Here is a 16,462-nt window from a genome sequence, read left to right on the forward strand (position 1 = left end):
TTTTGGGATTAAAGGTGATTAGACGGGCAGGTTGGCGCCTGAAATTTTGTTGGTCACAAATGGCTGCGCCAGTGGCAGCACCTGCGCAGGCGTGAACTGTTTGTCGAGGCCCATAGCATCAATCACGTCATCACCAGCGAAGGCCGCCGTGCGGGGGTTGAGCAAGTCACGGATGATGGCCGCGTGGCGGGCTTCAACCGAAACAATCTTACCGGCAAGGGTCAGGTAATCAGCACTTTTAATGAGTTTGCCCGCACCATTATACGCACCCACGCCGAGGTCTTCAAACGTTTTGGCGGCGTTGAGCACGCTGGAACGGTCGCTGAAATTAATGGTCGAGAAGTTGGGCGTCAGGCCAATGATAGCCGACGAGCCGATGGCTGCTTTAAAGAATTCGCGGTGGATGATTTCGTGATCCCGAATTTCGGTCAGGATGGTTTTCTCATCGGCCGACATATTGGCGTAAGGAGTAGCAACGACCTGCGTGTAGAAAGCCGCTTCGAGTTGCTCCAGCGCGTAGGCGTAGTTCAAAATGCCGGTGTCGCCACTGCCGAGGTCAACAATGGTAGGGGTTACCTGCACAGTTTCGGTTGAGCTACAGGCCATAAGCAGGCCAGATGCCGCCACGGTAAAGCCTGCATAGCGCAAAAATAAGCGCCGACCCAGGAACATCGACGGGTGTTCGGGCGACACAAACACGCCGGGAGCGACCTGTTGGTCTTTGTTTGATGAGAGCATAGTTGTCAAGTTGTTAATTGGTTTTCACTCCTGCCACGTGCAGACCTTTCCATGTATACGGCGGTAGTTACCGACATGGATTCATAGCCTTAACAAAAAAAGGGGGGTGAGGGATTAGCCATCGGTTGAAGTTGCGGGCCAAAACGATACCTATACCGCTTGATTACTAAGTGAAACGCTCAGGCACAAAACGGCCCGGATGAGCGAATTAATGTGTAATTACCTGTTCTTCTTTCGTTGTTTTTCAACTAAACAAGCACTAAAAATGAATACGATCTCGATTGCCAGACACCGTTTTTTCGTCCTCCTGGTGGCCATGGCGGCCATTTTTGCTGTTACGCTGAGTTGCAAAAAAGACACGCCGACAGACCCCGTTGCGCTGACGTCGTTGCAGGGCACCTGGAAGCTTACCAGCCTCATCGTATCGCCCGCTTACCTGGGTCTGACCGACCTGGCGGTGGGGCTGAACGCGCTGGAGAACAACTGCCTGGGACAGGCCACCGTCACGTTTACGGCGGCCGGGGCCATCACCAATAATTTATCGTCGGTAACAGCCTGCGCCACCGCTACTAACTCACAAAGGTTGGTGAACTCGTTTTTCAGTTCAACGACCACCTATAGCGAAACCAGCACTGGCGTTACGCTGGTGACGAGCGGCCGGACTGTAGCAGCCACCAAAGTGCTAACCGCCACCACCGCCACCATGGTAGCCAACCTCGACGTTGACCCCGCCAACAACCCTGTAAAGACAACTTACACGGTGGTGCTGACCAAGCAGTAAAACGATTTTAGGCTTTTGACGTTTTTTATTGTGGCTTCGCGCTTGTGGCCCTTCGACTAGGCCGGTCCGCCGGTGCGGTCCCCGACAGGCTCAGGGTGACAACGAACTTGAATCAATTTAAGAACTTGTATCAAGGTCGTTGTCACCCTGAGCGCAGTCGAAGGGCCACAAGCGCGAAGCCATACATATTCAACACACCGAAACAAAGCCGCTTACTGGTGTGTAAGCGGCTTTGTCAATTGTAGGATAGGGTAAACTTATGGCTTTCTTAACCCATAGAAGGTCAAGTTCAACTATAAACTGGTCAATATCGTATAATCTACAAGTGTTTGTAAGTGAGCCGTTTTGCACAATTCCGCTGTAAATTTGTTTACTGTAAACTATTCATACTCAACTGTATGGTTCGTCAGTTAACGAAGCGCGTAAAATCTATAGGGCTTGCTATAGCGGTGGCGGCCTTTGGTAGGGTGGTCTGGTCGTCGTGTAGCCACCTGAGCCACGTGAGCAAACCCGCCGACGTGCTGGCGGCGGAGATCAACCTGCCCGAGAAAGTAGATTATAACCTGCACGTGAAGCCCATCTTGTCTGACCGGTGCTTTGCCTGCCACGGTCCCGACAAGAACAAACAACAGGCCGGCCTGCGCCTCGACACGCCCGAAGGTGCCTACGAAGCCCTGGCCAAAAGTGGTCACAAAGCCGTGGTGCCCGGCGACCTTGAAGGCAGCGAACTCTTCCGCCGCATTACCAGCACCGACCCCGACGAGGTGATGCCCACGCCCAAGTCGAACCTGACGCTCACGGCGGCGGAAAAAGCCATGCTGTTGCGCTGGATTGAGCAGGGGGCCGAATACAAACAGCACTGGTCGCTGATTGCGCCCACCATGCCCGAACTACCCACGCCCAAAAACAGCCGTTGGGCGCGCAACGACATTGACCGGTTTGTGGGTGCGAAACTAGATGAGAAACACCTGCTGCCCGCTGCCGAAGCCGACAAGCTGACCCTGCTCCGGCGCGTTACGCTCGACCTGACGGGCCTGCCACCTACCCCCGCCGAGGTCGACGCGTACCTGGCCGACCATTCGCCCAACGCCTACGAAAAGCTGGTGGACCGACTGCTGGCTGATTCACATTACGGTGAGCGTCAGGCGGTTGAGTGGATGGACGTGGCCCGCTACGCCGATACCCACGGCTACCAAGACGACGGCCCGCGTACGATGTGGCCCTACCGCGACTGGGTGATCCGATCGTTTAACAAAAATCAGCCGTTCGATCAGTTCGTGACCTGGCAGCTGGCGGGCGACATGCTGCCTCGCCTGACCAACCCCGACGATCAGCGCGACAAGCTGCTGGCCACGGCCTTTAACCGCAACCACCAGCAAAGTCAGGAAGGCGGCATTGTGGACGAAGAATACCGCGTGGAATATGTGGCCGACCGGGTGGCCACGTTTGGTAAAACGTTTCTGGGTCTGACCACCGAGTGCGCCCGTTGCCACGACCATAAGTACGACCCCATTTCGCAGAAAGATTATTTTTCGCTCTTCGCGTTTTTCAACAGCAACAACGAACGCGGGCAGATTCCCTACAACGGCGAAGCTGCCCCCACCATTACGCTGCCCAGCCCGGCCGTGGTGCGGCAGTTGGCGGCGGTCCGGAAAAAGGTGGCCTCGTTTCAACCCCAGCTTAATCCAAACAAGCCTGAGTATCAACAGCGTTTTGGGTCGTGGCTGGCGCAGGTCGAACGGCAGCAGACCATTCAGCCAGACCTGGGGCTAGTGGCTCGCTATAGTTTCGATGAAGAAAACCGGGGCGACGTGGTGGCGTATGTGAAGGCGAAAGAAGAAAAAAAGAAGCAGGAAGAAGCTACAAAGAAGGCCGAAGAAGCCCGGAAGAAGCCCGCCAAACTCGGTGCCGCGGCCAAGCCAGCCGTGGCCAAAACCGAACCAAAAAAGCCCAGAACCCGCGCCGACCTGGAGAAGGACCCGCGCAATGCGTTCCTCAATTCGGTGAACGATACACTACCCGCCTCGCTTGCTGGCGACATCGATAACCTGCCCAAGCCCGTGGCGGGGCGCTTCGGTAAAGCGCGATTTCTGCCTGGCGATAGCTGGATTAGCCTGCCTTACGAGTTCGGTGCGTATGACCAGAATCAGCCGTTTACCATCAGTAGCTGGTTCAAAATGAACAAGTTAGGTTCGCTTGTGACGCTGATGGGCCGCACCGCCGGACCCATGGACGGCCAACGTGGCTACCAGCTCGACCTGTTGGCCGACGGGCGGTTGAAGCTGATGCTGAGCCACGTTTGGCCCGCCAACGCCATTGATATCGAGTCGGTAGAAAAGGTACGCGCCGGGCAGTGGTTTCAGGTAGCCTTTACCTATGATGGTCTGGGCCGGGCGCAGGGGCTGACACTCTACCTCAACGGCAAACCCATGCATAAACAGGTGGTGGCCGACCAACTGCAACACAGCATGATCTGGGGCAAAAACAAGACCCACTGGGCGCAACACGCGTTTTACGTGGGCCGGATGCACGACAATTACTACCGTGATTTTGCCGTAGATGAACTCCGCATCTACACCCGCTGCCTTACTCCCGCCGAGATGCCCCGCCTGGCCGGCCAACCCGACGCGCTGACCACTGCCCTGCGTATGCCCGCCGCCCAACGCACTCCCGAACAGCGGGCGAGTCTGTATACTTATTACGTGACTACGCAGGATAGAGTCTACCGCGCTGCGCTGGATTCGACCCTGAAACTACGTGGCGAACAGTTTATGGCTCTCACCAACGCCGATCAGGTGATGGTGATGCAGGAGCGCAGTCAGCCTAAGCCCACGTTTATCCTCAACAGGGGTGCCTATGATGCCCCCGGCGAACCCGTTCAGCCCGCCGCGCCGCACTTTTTGCCCGCCCTGAGCGACACCAAAGCGGGCGAAGCACTCCCCGCCAACCGCCTGGGCCTGACCAAGTGGCTACTCCGGGCCGACAACCCACTGTTTGCGCGGGTGATGGTAAACCGCATCTGGCAAAACTATTTTGGGCAAGGCCTGGCCAAAAACGCCGACGACTTCGGCAATCAGGGTGCGCTCCCTTCCCACCCCGAACTGCTCGATTACTTGGCGATCCGCTTTAGAGAAGGGTCTGAAAAAGAAGGTATTAGGCCCTGGGATGTGAAGGCCATGCACCGCCTGATTGTAACGTCGGCTACCTACCGGCAGTCATCGTCGGTGACAGAAGCGGCGCGGGAATATGATTTCGATAATACGTATTTGAGCCGTGGTCCCAGTTACCGCATGAGTGCCGAGCAGGTTCGGGATAATGTGCTGGCGGCCAGCGGTTTATTAAACAAACGGATGGGTGGGCCAAGCGTATTACCCTACCAGCCGTCGGGTATTTGGGAGGCACTGGCTACGCGCAACGCGGTGGTGTATAACCAGCAACATGGCGACTCGCTCTATCGGCGCAGCATGTACACGATTTGGAAACGGAGCGCCCCGCCCCCAATGATGCTCAATTTCGACGCCGCCGAACGCCACGTCTGCATTGTGAAACGCCAAAAAACCAGCACCCCCCTGCAAGCCCTGGTCACGCTCAACGACCCGCAGTTTGTGGAGGCGGCAAGGGTGTTGGCGCAACGGGCGAAGGGCCGGGAGCAGGGAGCAGAGGGCCTAGAGGAGAGAGTAAACAGCGTGAAGAAAACGGCTGATAGTCAGTTGATTAATCAGTTTTTCAAGGCGGTAATCAGTCGGCCGGCGCGGGCGGAGGAGGTGAGTTTGATGCAACAACTGCATGCCGAAGAACTGGCTGATTTCAAGAAAAACCCCAAACGTGCCACGGCTCTGCTTTCCGTTGGTGAGTACCCCGTTGACAAGACAATCCCCCCCGCCGAACTAGCCGCCTGGACTGTAGTGGCCAGCACGATTATGAATTTTGACGAAGCGATTGTGAAAAGGTGAAATAAAATCGATAGTCGTCAGTCGGTAGTCGATAGTGGCTTCACCTGTAAAGGCTTAGATACGAAGCAACCATTGACTACCGACTGACGACTATCGACTTACCACTCCTATGGACGAACTACACGATACCCTTAGCCGCCGGAATTTTCTGGGGCAGTCGGGCGCGGGCATTGGTGCGCTGGCGCTGGCGTCATTGCTCAACCCGACCAATTTGTTTGGTGGCACGGCCCCGGCGGGCGATCCGGCGCTGGGCAAACCCCATTTCCCGCCCAAGGTGAAGCGGGTTATTTACCTGTTCCAGAGTGGGGCGCCCTCGCAACTCGACCTCTACGACTACAAGCCGAAGCTGGAAACCATGTGGGGTCAGGATCTGCCCGCGTCGGTGCGGAACGGGCAGCGCCTCACGGGCATGAGCGCCGGGCAAAGCAAGTTTCCGCTGGCCGCGTCGACGTTCAAATTCAAGCAGCACGGGCCGGGCCAAATGTGGGTAAGCGAGTTGTTGCCGCACATTGCGGGCATTGCGCCAGAAGCCACGTTCATTCGCACCATGAACACCGACGCCATCAACCACGACCCCGCCATCACGTTCATCCAAACGGGTAGTCAGCAGGGCGGGCGGCCTAGTTTTGGGTCGTGGGTGAGCTACGGCCTGGGGTCCGACAACCAGAACATGCCCGCGTTTGTGGTGCTATTATCTAAAGGCAACCCCGGCGACCAGCCGCTCTATGCCAAGCTCTGGAGCAACGGTTTTCTGCCCTCCGTGCATCAGGGCGTAGTTTTTCGGTCGGGGCCAGACCCGGTTTTCTATCTCAACAACCCGCCGGGCATCGACCGTACCAGCCGCCGACGCATGCTCGACTACCTCACCAAACTGCACCACGAGCAGAGCAAACACGTGCTCGACCCGGAGATCAACAACCGGATGGCGCAGTACGAGATGGCCTATCGGATGCAGGCGTCGGTGCCCGAAACGCTGGACATCGCCCACGAACCTGACTACATTTTCGACATGTATGGCCCCGACAGTCGCAAGCCCGGCACCTTCGCCGCCAACTGTTTGCTGGCCCGGAAACTGATTGAAAAGGACGTGAAGTTCGTGCAACTCTATCATCAGGGCTGGGATCAGCACGGCAACCTGCCATCGGCGATTAAGCCACAGGCCAAGAGCATCGACCAGGCATCGGCGGCGTTAGTGAACGACCTGAAACAGCGCGGTTTATTAGACGATACCCTGGTCATCTGGGGCGGCGAGTTTGGCCGTGGCCCCTACTCGCAAGGCAAGCTCACCCGCGAGAACTACGGCCGCGACCACCACCCCCGCGCCTACACGATCTGGATGGCCGGGGCGGGCGTGAAAAAAGGCTTCGTCTACGGCGAAACGGATGATTTCGGCTATAACGTGGTGAAAGACCCCGTCCACGTCCACGATTTCCAGGCCACCATCATGCACCTGATGGGCGTAGACCACGAAAAACTCACCTTCAAACACCAGGGCCGCCGCTACAGATTAACGGATGTACACGGCAAAGTGATCAAGCCCCTGCTGGCGTAGGAACTTTGCTTAAAAGATCCACTAAGCCGTAACATCAGTAATAAATGAGAGTAGTTGATTTGTCAATCAAAGTATTTTACTGCTTGACAGCTGTGATACGCACCTCTCGCAGAGGAGGTTCGTAATTGGGGGGTAAGGGCCGTGGTATTGAATCAACATTATAGCCCACAGTACGCTCGTAAAAAGTGGTCCCATCAACGTAGCTCTCATAAACTGTTAGAGTAGCATTTCTATCTGAGAACTGAAACCGGCTGTTCGTTTCTTTAACGGCAACATATTTTCCGGCACCAAGAGAAGACCCATCCCTGACATAGACAGTCACTATACCCACACTGTCTGCCGCTTTACGACCAATTTCTACTCTATATGCTCTAATGCCAGGCTTATTTTTACCCCCCTGTGAAAAAACAGTATCGCCATCCACCACGTAAGTCTTCACGTTGTAAATACCCGATGCACGGCCTGCAACGTCTAGCGGTTCTTCATTTTTATGCTGGCAACCAAACACGCTGATTACTAGGCACACAAAAGATAGCTTTTTCATGTGTTGAGTGTTTTGCTCTTAACGACTAGCGACGGTCATTTCATACACTAATCGGTTGTTAAAATCTGATATCGATTAAACGACTTACCGTTTTTTGGAAGTGTCATTACTGTGTATAATGGCCTTTCTGAAATCTGAAGACTAATACGACATTTGGCCCTTTACAGCGGCTTCGAGGTCTATTATATTGGTATGAATATAGCTTCGCGCTCTAGTGGCTTCGCTAGCTAGGCCCCTCGACTGCGCTCGGGGTGACAGGTTACTAGAGTCAAGTTCACTGGGTTGATTCAAGCTCGTTGTCACCCCGAGCGCAGTCGAGGGGCCTATCTAGCGAAGCCAGACGCTAATTCAACAGTGTACTACTCTACCAGAAACGCGCTGAGGGCTTTGGTGGGTTTGCCATCGTTGCCCCAGGCGCTGAGGGCGTATTTGCTCCAGCTGCGGGCACCTTCGGGTTCCCAGTAGAACACGCCGAGGCCTTTGTTGCCCGGCACGGCCCGCGTACTGCGCTGCACAGCCACCAACATATCGTAAGTATTTTGGGCTTTGGTGTCTTCGCCGCCTACTTCCACCACCATCACTTCTTTGCCATAAGTCGCGGCCATCTCGTTCATGTTGGCGCCTAAGTCATTGATAGACAGCGTGTAGTCTGGGCTACCCTTTAGCCAATAGGGATAATACGACAGCCCGATTACGTCATATTTGGCACCGTTGGTGGTGGCGGTGCTGAACCAGTAGCGGAACCGTTCGCGGTTGTTACCCTGGTCTACGTGGAGGATCACTTTTGACTGGGAGCTAACCGATTTAATGGCTTCGTAGCCTTTGTTCATCAACTGCACCAGTTGCGGCCAATTGGCGGTGCTGCCTTCGGGGTAGAGGAACCCGCCGGGGGTTTCATTGCCTACCTGCACCCACTCCGGCGTGACGCCAGCCGTTTTCAATGCGTTCATTACCTGACGGGTATAGTCATAAACGTCGGTCTGGAGCGTGGCAAAGTCGTGGCCCTGCCAGGCAGCGGGCTTCACCTGCTTGCTGGGGTCGGCCCAGGAGTCGCTGTAGTGGAGATCGATCATGACGCGCATACCCCACTGTTTGGCGCGCAGGGCCATCGCCACGGTTTCGGCGGTACTACAGTGCCCGTCGATAGGGTCGTTAGATGGGTTGACGAAGGCACGCAGACGAATGCTGTTGATGCCGTTGTCTTTCAAGATCTGAAAGCAGTCCTGCGCCTGATTGCTGGCGTTGTAAAATTTGTAGCCACTGGCCTCCATCTGTAGTAACCAGCTGATATCGGCCCCTTTGGCAAAGCCCGTGGCAGGCATGGTTGGTGTGGTTACTGTGGTTGCCGAAGGCATATTTTGGGTGGCACAGCCCAGCGCCCCGTTTAGGAACACCACAACACAGGAAGACAGGAACAGGCGTACAGTTAGGATCATATATAGAGAACGGCAGTTGGTGCCAACTGTTTCCAGAACCGCCGCGAGACTATTTTTGCAGCCTTACCAGTGCTACCTATGTCATTGTCTATTACCCGGCCCCGCCAAATCTGGCCCACCCTGTTGGGCATACTGCTGCTGGCCCTGCCGGTGCTGGTCTGGCTGTATGTGTTGCAACGCTACGCCGTTAACGTGGTCATGTTCGACGACTACGCGCTGCTACGATTCATCACCCACTGGGCCAACCCCGCCACGTCGTGGGCCACGCGCCTGAGTGAGTTGCTGGCCGTGCATAATACCCATTACATCATCTACGACCGGCTGGTGGCGCTGGCTACCTACTACGCCACGGGCCACATCAACTTCCTGGCGATGATTGTATTGGGCAACGCGGCACTGCTGGGCATCGTGTGGCGGCTATGGACGCTGTTTCGCGAACTGAACCTGCCAGTCTGGGCCTTTTTGCCGGTGCCCTGCTGGGTGCTAAGCCTGCAATCGCACGAAAACATGTTCTGGGCTATGGCCGGGCTGCAAAATTTCACCGTCGTCTGGTTTGTCCTCGAATCGCTGTACCAGTTGCACCGTCGGCAGTCGCTGGCCCTGCCGTTGGGGCTGGGCGTGGCGGCGGTGCTGACAAGTGGCAATGGTGTGCTGGCGTTTTTGGTGGGATCACTGGTGTTGCTGCACCAACGGCGGCGTGGGGCTAACGGGTTGATCTGGTGGGGCATAACGGCCCTGGTGATGCTGGTGCGGCTCACGATATTGCCCGTCAACGAACACAAAACGCCGTTCATGAACTGGATTCCCAATACCTTCCTGTCGCTGGGGTCGGGCATGACCAACCAGGATGCCCGGCTGTTGCCCATGCTGGCGGGCGTAGGACTAGGCGGGCTGCTGGGGCTGGCGCTGCTGGCGTGGCTGTTTGGTTTGGGCAACGTAGGCAAACGGCTTCAGCAGCAATCCACTACCAACGTGCTGATGGCCTTTGCCGTGGTCATACTGGCTACCTGCCTGCTGCTGGCCATCTACCGCCCCACCGAAGACATCCTGCGCGACCGGTACAAGATTTATGCCCACCTGGCCCTCAGCGTGGCCTATTTACTGGCGTTGTCGGTCATGAAACGGTCCTGGGTACGGGGGTTGGCGGCCGGGGTGGCGGCTGGTGCCGTGGCCATGAATGTAGCAGCGTTCCATGCCAGTATGCCTGCAGTGGTGGCGGCGCATCAGCTTCGGCAGGCCGACGCGTATAATTTCCACTTCTACCAGACCGTGGTGCCGTTGCCTTATTTCCGCGGCCCCCTCGACAGCCTGTTGCTGGAAGCCAAACAGCGCGACACCTACCAGTTTCCGGTGGCTTTTATTCCACCCACCACCTGGCCAACCATAGCCCTCATCAGCCCTGTTTCGATCCGTATTGCCCCCGACCTCACCGTCAACAACTCGATGATTGGCTTCCACCCCAATGTAGTGAACATTAGCCAGCCCACCGTACCGCGTGTACCCGAAGGCCCCGGTGGACGGGGCACCTACGTGGTGATTGAAGCCTCAGACGGCAAACGATTCCTGATGCCCGCCACACCCGCCAAAAGCGGTTTCCGGCATTTTCTCACATCTGGCGAACTCTTCCATCCGGGCTTAAGTGCGGGTATTTTTGCCAAACGGTTCACGCCCGGCAGCTATCGGGTAAAGGTGCTACAAGTGACAGACAGAACCCCCCGGCTCTACGACACTGGTCAACAGTTACAGATAGATGGGGTAAACTGACCACCAGGGTTTGGGGTTAGGTCGTTACTTTTAAGCCTATGCAACAGCAAATCGACCTCTGGATTCGTGCCCTTGTGCGCTGGTTTGGCTACGTACCCAACCGCGACCTGTCGGGCTGGATATTGCTCATCATTGCCGTCATCACGGGCGTGGGTGCCACGTTGCTGCTAACGCAGATTATCCGGCTGGTCCTGCAACGGCGTAGCGATGCCGTGCTGACCCTGCTACGCAACTACCTCCGTACGGCCTTTTATTTCTGGTTGCCTTCGCTGTTTTTCCTGCTGGGGACTAACGTGCAGTCTGAGCGGTTTTTGCAGCGGCACCCCGTGGCCGATAAAACCGCCGAAATTCTGTTTTTGCTTACCAGCGCCTGGCTGGGGCTGCGTCTGCTGAAAGTAGGTGAAATCCTGCTGGTGCGCAGTTACGACATCAGCAGTGACGCTAATCTGTCGCAACGCAAGTTTGTAACCCAGGTGCAGTTTGTACGGCGCATTATGGCCACGCTGCTGGTGCTGGTGACCTTTTCGCTGTTGCTGCTCAGCTTCCAGGGTAGCCGCAAGCTGGGCGTCAGCGTGCTTACTTCGGCGGGCATCGTGTCGGTGTTGGTGGGGTTTGCGGCGCAGAAGTCGCTGGGCAACCTGCTGGCGGGTATCCAGATTGCGTTTTCACAGCAAATTCGCCTCGACGATGCCGTGGTGGTGGAAAACGAGTGGGGCCGAGTGGAAGAAATCAACCTCACCAACGTGGTGGTGCGCCTCTGGGACCGGCGGCGACTGATTTTGCCCATTACCTATTTCGTGGAAACACCCTTCCAGAACTGGACCCGCTCCGACGCCTCCATCACCGGCACGATCCTGCTCTACCTCGATTACAATACCCCCGTCGACCTGGTCCGCGCCAAAGCTCGCGCTCTGGCCGAAGCCGACCCACTCTGGGATCAGCAGGTTTTTGCCGTGCAGGTGACCGACACTACGCCTACCACGGTGGTTGTCCGTATTCTGGTCTCATCCCGTGACGCCCCCTCCTCCTTCGACCTCCGCTGCCATCTTCGCGAATCCCTCATCCAGTTCCTCCGCGACGAACACCCGCAGAGCCTGCCGCAGACGAGGGTTTTGATGTGAAGGGGTATTAATGTACATTGTACATTAATACCCCTTCACTGCACATTACCCCCATCTCCTATCCTCACAGCCGTTACCTGTTGCCGAATGAGCTTCAGGGCGTAGTCGAGGGCGAAATTGCGGTTGGTGAGCAGGTCGGTGTAGGAGCGGGTTACGGTAAAGTCGGGTTCAACGGTGAAGCCGTTGGCGTGGTCGGCATCTACGGCGTGGGTTAACTTTTTAAGGGGAACACGCACCTGAATCCGCGAATGGGGCAGGGTGATATAGTTGAACTGACCGGCGAAATCGCCCCAATAGGCCCCTCCGCAGGCCTCACCTACAAACGTGCCTTTGCCCGCGTCGAGTGTTTTGGCCAGCACCGACGTAGCCGCCGAAAATGACGAACCGTTCATGAGCAGGTACAGATTGCCGCGAAAAGCCAGTCGGCCAATGGGTCGGTACTGCCGGTTGGCCATGCGGCTAATGAACCCGCCGCGCCCATCTTTTTTGTAACGCAGCTTGAAATCGAGCACCGACAGCGGGTTCCAGCGGGTTATGAGTTGCGGGCGGGCGGCCAGTTTCATTTCTTCGCGGGCCATAATGCGGAAGGGGGCAGGCATCCAGAACTGCAACAGCCGCGCCGAGTTGATTACCGCCCCGCCGCCGTTATCCTGCATGTCTACGATGAGGTTGTCGATACCCGCCTCTTTTACCTGCCGAAATGCCCGTTTCAGCCGTTTCCTGAATCCCCAGCCAAACGGGTCGAACCCCCGCGGATTGCTGAACGACGACACCCGCAGCACCGCCGTGCCCGACAGTGAGTCAACAATGCGCAGGCCCAGGTTAGGCTGTCGGCTCTCCGATTTTGGGCCGAAATCGGTGGGGTAGCGCTGCCAGAGCTTTTCGCGAAAACGGGCCACGGTGGGGCAGGCAAGGCGTTTTTCGTGCAAAACGGCATCTACCGTGCCGTCGGCGCGGGCCGGGCGATACTGCACCGTAATAGAGTCGCGGGAACCAAACCAGCAGGCGTAGTAGTCGGCAAACTGCGTGAGGCTCCACTGCTGCCGCCCCGATACGTTGTCCCCGTCCGACCCCGACCGGTCGCCTTCCAGCAACGCTTGGTGAATGTCGGCCACGGTTTGGCCGTCGATGCTGACAAGTTGGGTACCCCGCCGCAACGTGCTGTCTTCCGAGGCGTTATGGCTGATGAAATAATCGCCGTCTACCTGCCTGATATAGAACGGTACGTAGCGGGTGTAGCGGTTGATGAACCCCTTCCGGTGATTGAGGTTGGTATGGCCGTCTTTGAGCGCGTTGAGGTAGGGCGACAGGTGCCGGAAGAAGGGCAGGTAGTCAATCGGCGCATCCACCCGGTTGTAGAGCGAATCGAACACTTGCTCCATGCGCTGTTCGGGCGTGTAGTGGCCGAGGCCGGGGTGGTAGGCCCGCAGTTGTCGGCGCAGGTACAGTAAATCGTCATGGGCCTGATCAGGCGTGAGTGGCTGGGCTGCTGTTGATAAGGGAACGATGAGGGTCAACAGCAGCCCCCAACAGACGAGCATCAGCCTAGTTGCGCGTGAGAAAACAGTCATCTTATGGTTAGTACAAGACTATGCCTGTGGGCTTAGTCAGTTGTTACGAACCGTTAAAATAAATGCTTTCAGAACAAAAATCAACCGCTGGCTAATTAGGCCGTAATTAATTTGTCATATGACAAAAGATTCCGAATAAATACTCAAAAATAGAGCCACCACAGTTTGGGTTTGGGGCCTACCTGCACCGTGGGCATGGGCACTTTGATGTAATTCAGCAGGTGTAACATGGTGCGCATCAGGGGCTTTTTGGGCTTAAACAGCTTCACCAGGTCAAGATCGGGGGCCAGGTAAAATTCCCACAGTCCGCCTTCGCCGTTGCGCGTGGGACTCCAGGTGTCTGCGTCCAGACCAAACCCCGCCGAGAGTTGCAGCCAGTCGGGCCAGTTGCGCCGCATAGCCGAACCGGGCTTACCGAAGTAGCGCGGCGAAAACGAAAACCAGTAGGTTTGATTGATGTAATCGTCAATGGAAAAGGCCGGGATATCGACAATACCCCGGTGGTCCCAATATTTGTTGGTACGTTTCCAATAGCTGATTTTCAACTGCGAATCGGCCAAAAACGGCGACCGGTGTTGCATCATGGGCCAGAAACCACCCAGCGTACCGGCCGCTACATCGGCCCAACTGAAGCCGTAGTTGGGGGCATATCCGTCTTTGAACTCGATGCAAAGCTGTACCAGAGCCGTAGCGCCAAACGCATACCATTCGGCCCGGCGCTGCGGCATACCCGCCCAGCGGAAACCGGCGTAGTAGGCATCGGCGGTGAAGGCACCACCCAGAAAGTGCCCTACCTTGTCGAGGTTGCTGGCGTACCGAAAATCGCGGCCATCGTCGAGGTGGAAGTTGGCGTAGCCGTCGCTCCACCAGCGTTTTTCCAGGTAGCCATAGGTAGACCCCAGCGTCAGCAGCGACGTCCCCGCCAGCAGGTATTTCCGAGACCGCGGTACCCCCGATAGGCACGTTGTCGATGTCATTTCCAGAAAAGCGTCTGCCTGCGTTGCCAGTGCCGATACGTTCGCACCCGTGCTGACGGCGGGCACTGGGGTGGGTACGAGCAAGCTGTCGTGCTGCGCCTGGCCAAGCGCGGGTATGAACAAACAGATCAGTAGCAGTGAACGGTACATTGATTGAGTTACGGTGCTGTCGGGTCGGAATAGGCCAAAATTACCCTGAATTACGGTTTGGCGACCAAGCCTGAAGCCGTATATTTGCCCGTCCGAAAAAATAGTATGCATGCATACTATTTAACTGAAATCAACTCTGCCTTTGCGTCGTTATCCCTATGAAATGCCTCGCCCCGTTTTGGTTTGACCACAACAAAAAAGCCTTCCCCAAACTGGGGAAGGCCTCTTTCGCGGTGGTGATGGACGGAATCGAACCGCCGACACAAGGATTTTCAGTCCTTTGCTCTACCAACTGAGCTACATCACCGCGTCGTCTGACTGTCAAACGTGGGTGCAAAAGTAGGGCGTAGGGGCAGGTTTTGCAACCCCGTGTGCAAAAAAAGTTTTGATTTGAACAACCCTCCGGCTTACGCGTTGAGCCTTAATCAGTTAATCCAGTAACCTATCATGCAGGTACTTCAACAAGTTTTATTCGCCGCCGCTCTGGCCGTAGCGGCGTTCATTATTACCAAACGTGTCAAATACATTGCGCAGGCCATTAACCTGGGCCGTCCTGAAGACCGCTCCGACAACCCCGGCGAGCGTTTCAAGATTATGCTGTTGGTGGCGTTTGGGCAGAAAAAGATGTTCACTAACCTCACCGTGGCACTCATGCACCTGGTGATCTACGTTGGCTTCGTCATCATCAACGTCGAGATCGTGGAGATCATCCTCGACGGGCTGCTGGGTACGCACCGGCTCTTTGCGCCTTACATTGCCCCGGTCTATCCTTACCTGATTAACTTCTTCGAAATCCTGGCCTTTGGGGTACTGGCGGTTTGTGTGGTGTTCCTTAGCCGCCGCTACCTCACGCGGGTAAACCGCCTGCAAGCCGCCACCAACGAAGAACTTCGCCCCCGCTGGCCTCTGCTCGATGCCACGCTGATTCTGGTGTTCGAGATTGTGCTGATGATCGCGTTTTTGTCGTGGAATGCCTCCGACAGTGTGCTGCGCGACCGTGGCGTAGGGCACTACGGCGAACTGAAGGGTGTGGTGCCCGATTTCCTCATTAGCCAGTACCTGAAACCACTTTTCACCGGCCTCAGCGACGGTACTCTGGTGGGCGTTGAACGGGCTACGTGGTGGTTCCACATTCTGGGCATCCTGTTCTTTGCGGGCTACGTGACCTACTCGAAACACCTACACATTGGCCTGGCTTTCCCGAACGTGTATTTCTCTGACCTGGTGCCGAAGGGCGAAATGAAAAACATGCCCAGCATCACCCGCGAGGTGCAGTTGGCGCTGGGCATCGAACCCACCGGCGGCGAACCCATCCTGGCCGATGGCTCCCAGGCGAACGAGAACGGTACACCACCGTCAGACATTGGGCGATTTGGGGCTAAAGACGTGCCCGACCTGTCGTGGGTAGACATTATGGGTGCGCTGTCGTGTACGCAATGTGGCCGCTGCACGGCGGCCTGCCCGGCCAATATGACGGGCAAAAAACTGTCGCCGCGCAAAATCATGATGGACACCCGCTGGCGCGCCGAAGAGATCACCACCAACCGCCAGAAGCACGGCAACGACTACGACGACGGCAAGTCGCTCCTCGGCGACTACACCACCGTGGAGGAAATCAACGCCTGCACCACTTGCCAGGCCTGCGTCAATGCCTGCCCGGTGAACATCAATCCGCTGAACATCATCCTGCAAATGCGCCGCTTCAAAGTGATGGAAGACGCCCAGGCTCCCGCCTCGTGGAATGCCATGTTCAGCAACGTAGAAAACAACATGGCCCCCTGGAAATTCTCCCCCAGCGACCGGTTTAACTGGGCAGAGCAGGTTAACGACTAATTGTTTGGCTGTTTGTTGGTTTATCTGTTTGATTACGCAGGC

Annotated in this window: 11 protein-coding genes and 1 tRNA gene; 6 read left to right on the top strand and 6 right to left on the bottom strand. The window is 56.4% G+C overall.

Features of this window, described 5'->3' with window-relative positions:
• Positions 1 to 18: 18 nt before the first annotated feature.
• A complete protein-coding gene (locus J2I48_RS18150) occupies positions 19 to 738 on the bottom strand; it encodes a ferritin-like domain-containing protein (protein ID WP_207336895.1) in 720 nt (239 codons plus the stop codon).
• Positions 739 to 1,003: 265 nt separating this feature from the next.
• Here J2I48_RS18150 and J2I48_RS18155 point away from each other — a divergent pair, with 265 nt between their 5' ends.
• From J2I48_RS18155 to J2I48_RS18165, 3 genes are all read left to right on the top strand, one after another.
• Positions 1,004 to 1,519, top strand: coding sequence for a hypothetical protein (locus J2I48_RS18155; RefSeq protein ID WP_207336896.1), 516 nt, complete (start codon positions 1,004 to 1,006; stop codon positions 1,517 to 1,519).
• Positions 1,520 to 1,917: 398 nt separating this feature from the next.
• Positions 1,918 to 5,472, top strand: coding sequence for a DUF1553 domain-containing protein (locus J2I48_RS18160; protein ID WP_207336897.1), 3,555 nt, complete (start codon positions 1,918 to 1,920; stop codon positions 5,470 to 5,472).
• 109 nt (positions 5,473 to 5,581) lie between these two features.
• Positions 5,582 to 7,024, top strand: a complete 1,443-nt coding sequence (locus J2I48_RS18165) for a DUF1501 domain-containing protein (protein WP_207336898.1) — start codon at positions 5,582 to 5,584, stop codon at positions 7,022 to 7,024.
• Positions 7,025 to 7,100: 76 nt separating this feature from the next.
• Here the strand turns inward: J2I48_RS18165 and J2I48_RS18170 are convergent, their stop codons facing one another.
• Together J2I48_RS18170 and J2I48_RS18175 are read right to left on the bottom strand one after the other, a co-directional pair.
• The gene (locus tag J2I48_RS18170) at positions 7,101 to 7,568 is read right to left on the bottom strand and encodes a hypothetical protein (RefSeq protein WP_207336899.1); all 468 of its coding nucleotides are present in this window, start codon (positions 7,566 to 7,568) and stop codon (positions 7,101 to 7,103) included.
• 359 nt (positions 7,569 to 7,927) lie between these two features.
• Positions 7,928 to 9,004 carry a glycoside hydrolase family 53 protein gene (locus tag J2I48_RS18175; RefSeq protein ID WP_207336900.1) on the bottom strand — a complete coding sequence of 359 codons (1,077 nt, stop codon included), beginning with the start codon at positions 9,002 to 9,004 and terminating at the stop codon, positions 7,928 to 7,930.
• Positions 9,005 to 9,082: 78 nt separating this feature from the next.
• Between J2I48_RS18175 and J2I48_RS18180 the strand changes: the two genes are divergently transcribed.
• Together J2I48_RS18180 and J2I48_RS18185 are read left to right on the top strand one after the other, a co-directional pair.
• On the top strand, positions 9,083 to 10,768 hold the full coding sequence (locus J2I48_RS18180) for a hypothetical protein (protein ID WP_207336901.1): 1,686 nt from the start codon (positions 9,083 to 9,085) through the stop codon (positions 10,766 to 10,768).
• Positions 10,769 to 10,806: 38 nt separating this feature from the next.
• Positions 10,807 to 11,889 carry a mechanosensitive ion channel family protein gene (locus J2I48_RS18185; RefSeq protein ID WP_207336902.1) on the top strand — a complete coding sequence of 361 codons (1,083 nt, stop codon included), beginning with the start codon at positions 10,807 to 10,809 and terminating at the stop codon, positions 11,887 to 11,889.
• 35 nt (positions 11,890 to 11,924) lie between these two features.
• On the opposite strand, the gene J2I48_RS18190 is transcribed toward J2I48_RS18185, so the two are convergent.
• The 3 genes from J2I48_RS18190 to J2I48_RS18200 all read right to left on the bottom strand — a co-directional run bounded on the left by J2I48_RS18190 (position 11,925) and on the right by J2I48_RS18200 (position 14,894).
• Entirely contained in the window at positions 11,925 to 13,430 is a 1,506-nt protein-coding gene (locus tag J2I48_RS18190) for a S41 family peptidase (protein WP_229376454.1), read from the bottom strand.
• Positions 13,431 to 13,603: 173 nt separating this feature from the next.
• Positions 13,604 to 14,698, bottom strand: coding sequence for a VanZ family protein (locus J2I48_RS18195; protein ID WP_207336904.1), 1,095 nt, complete (start codon positions 14,696 to 14,698; stop codon positions 13,604 to 13,606).
• Positions 14,699 to 14,821: 123 nt separating this feature from the next.
• A tRNA-Phe gene (locus J2I48_RS18200) sits at positions 14,822 to 14,894 on the bottom strand.
• Positions 14,895 to 15,034: 140 nt separating this feature from the next.
• Here J2I48_RS18200 and J2I48_RS18205 point away from each other — a divergent pair.
• Entirely contained in the window at positions 15,035 to 16,420 is a 1,386-nt protein-coding gene (locus J2I48_RS18205) for a 4Fe-4S dicluster domain-containing protein (protein WP_207336905.1), read from the top strand.
• Positions 16,421 to 16,462: the final 42 nt, after the last annotated feature.

The organism is Fibrella aquatilis, from assembly GCF_017353255.1.
Taxonomy (GTDB): domain Bacteria; phylum Bacteroidota; class Bacteroidia; order Cytophagales; family Spirosomataceae; genus Fibrella; species Fibrella aquatilis.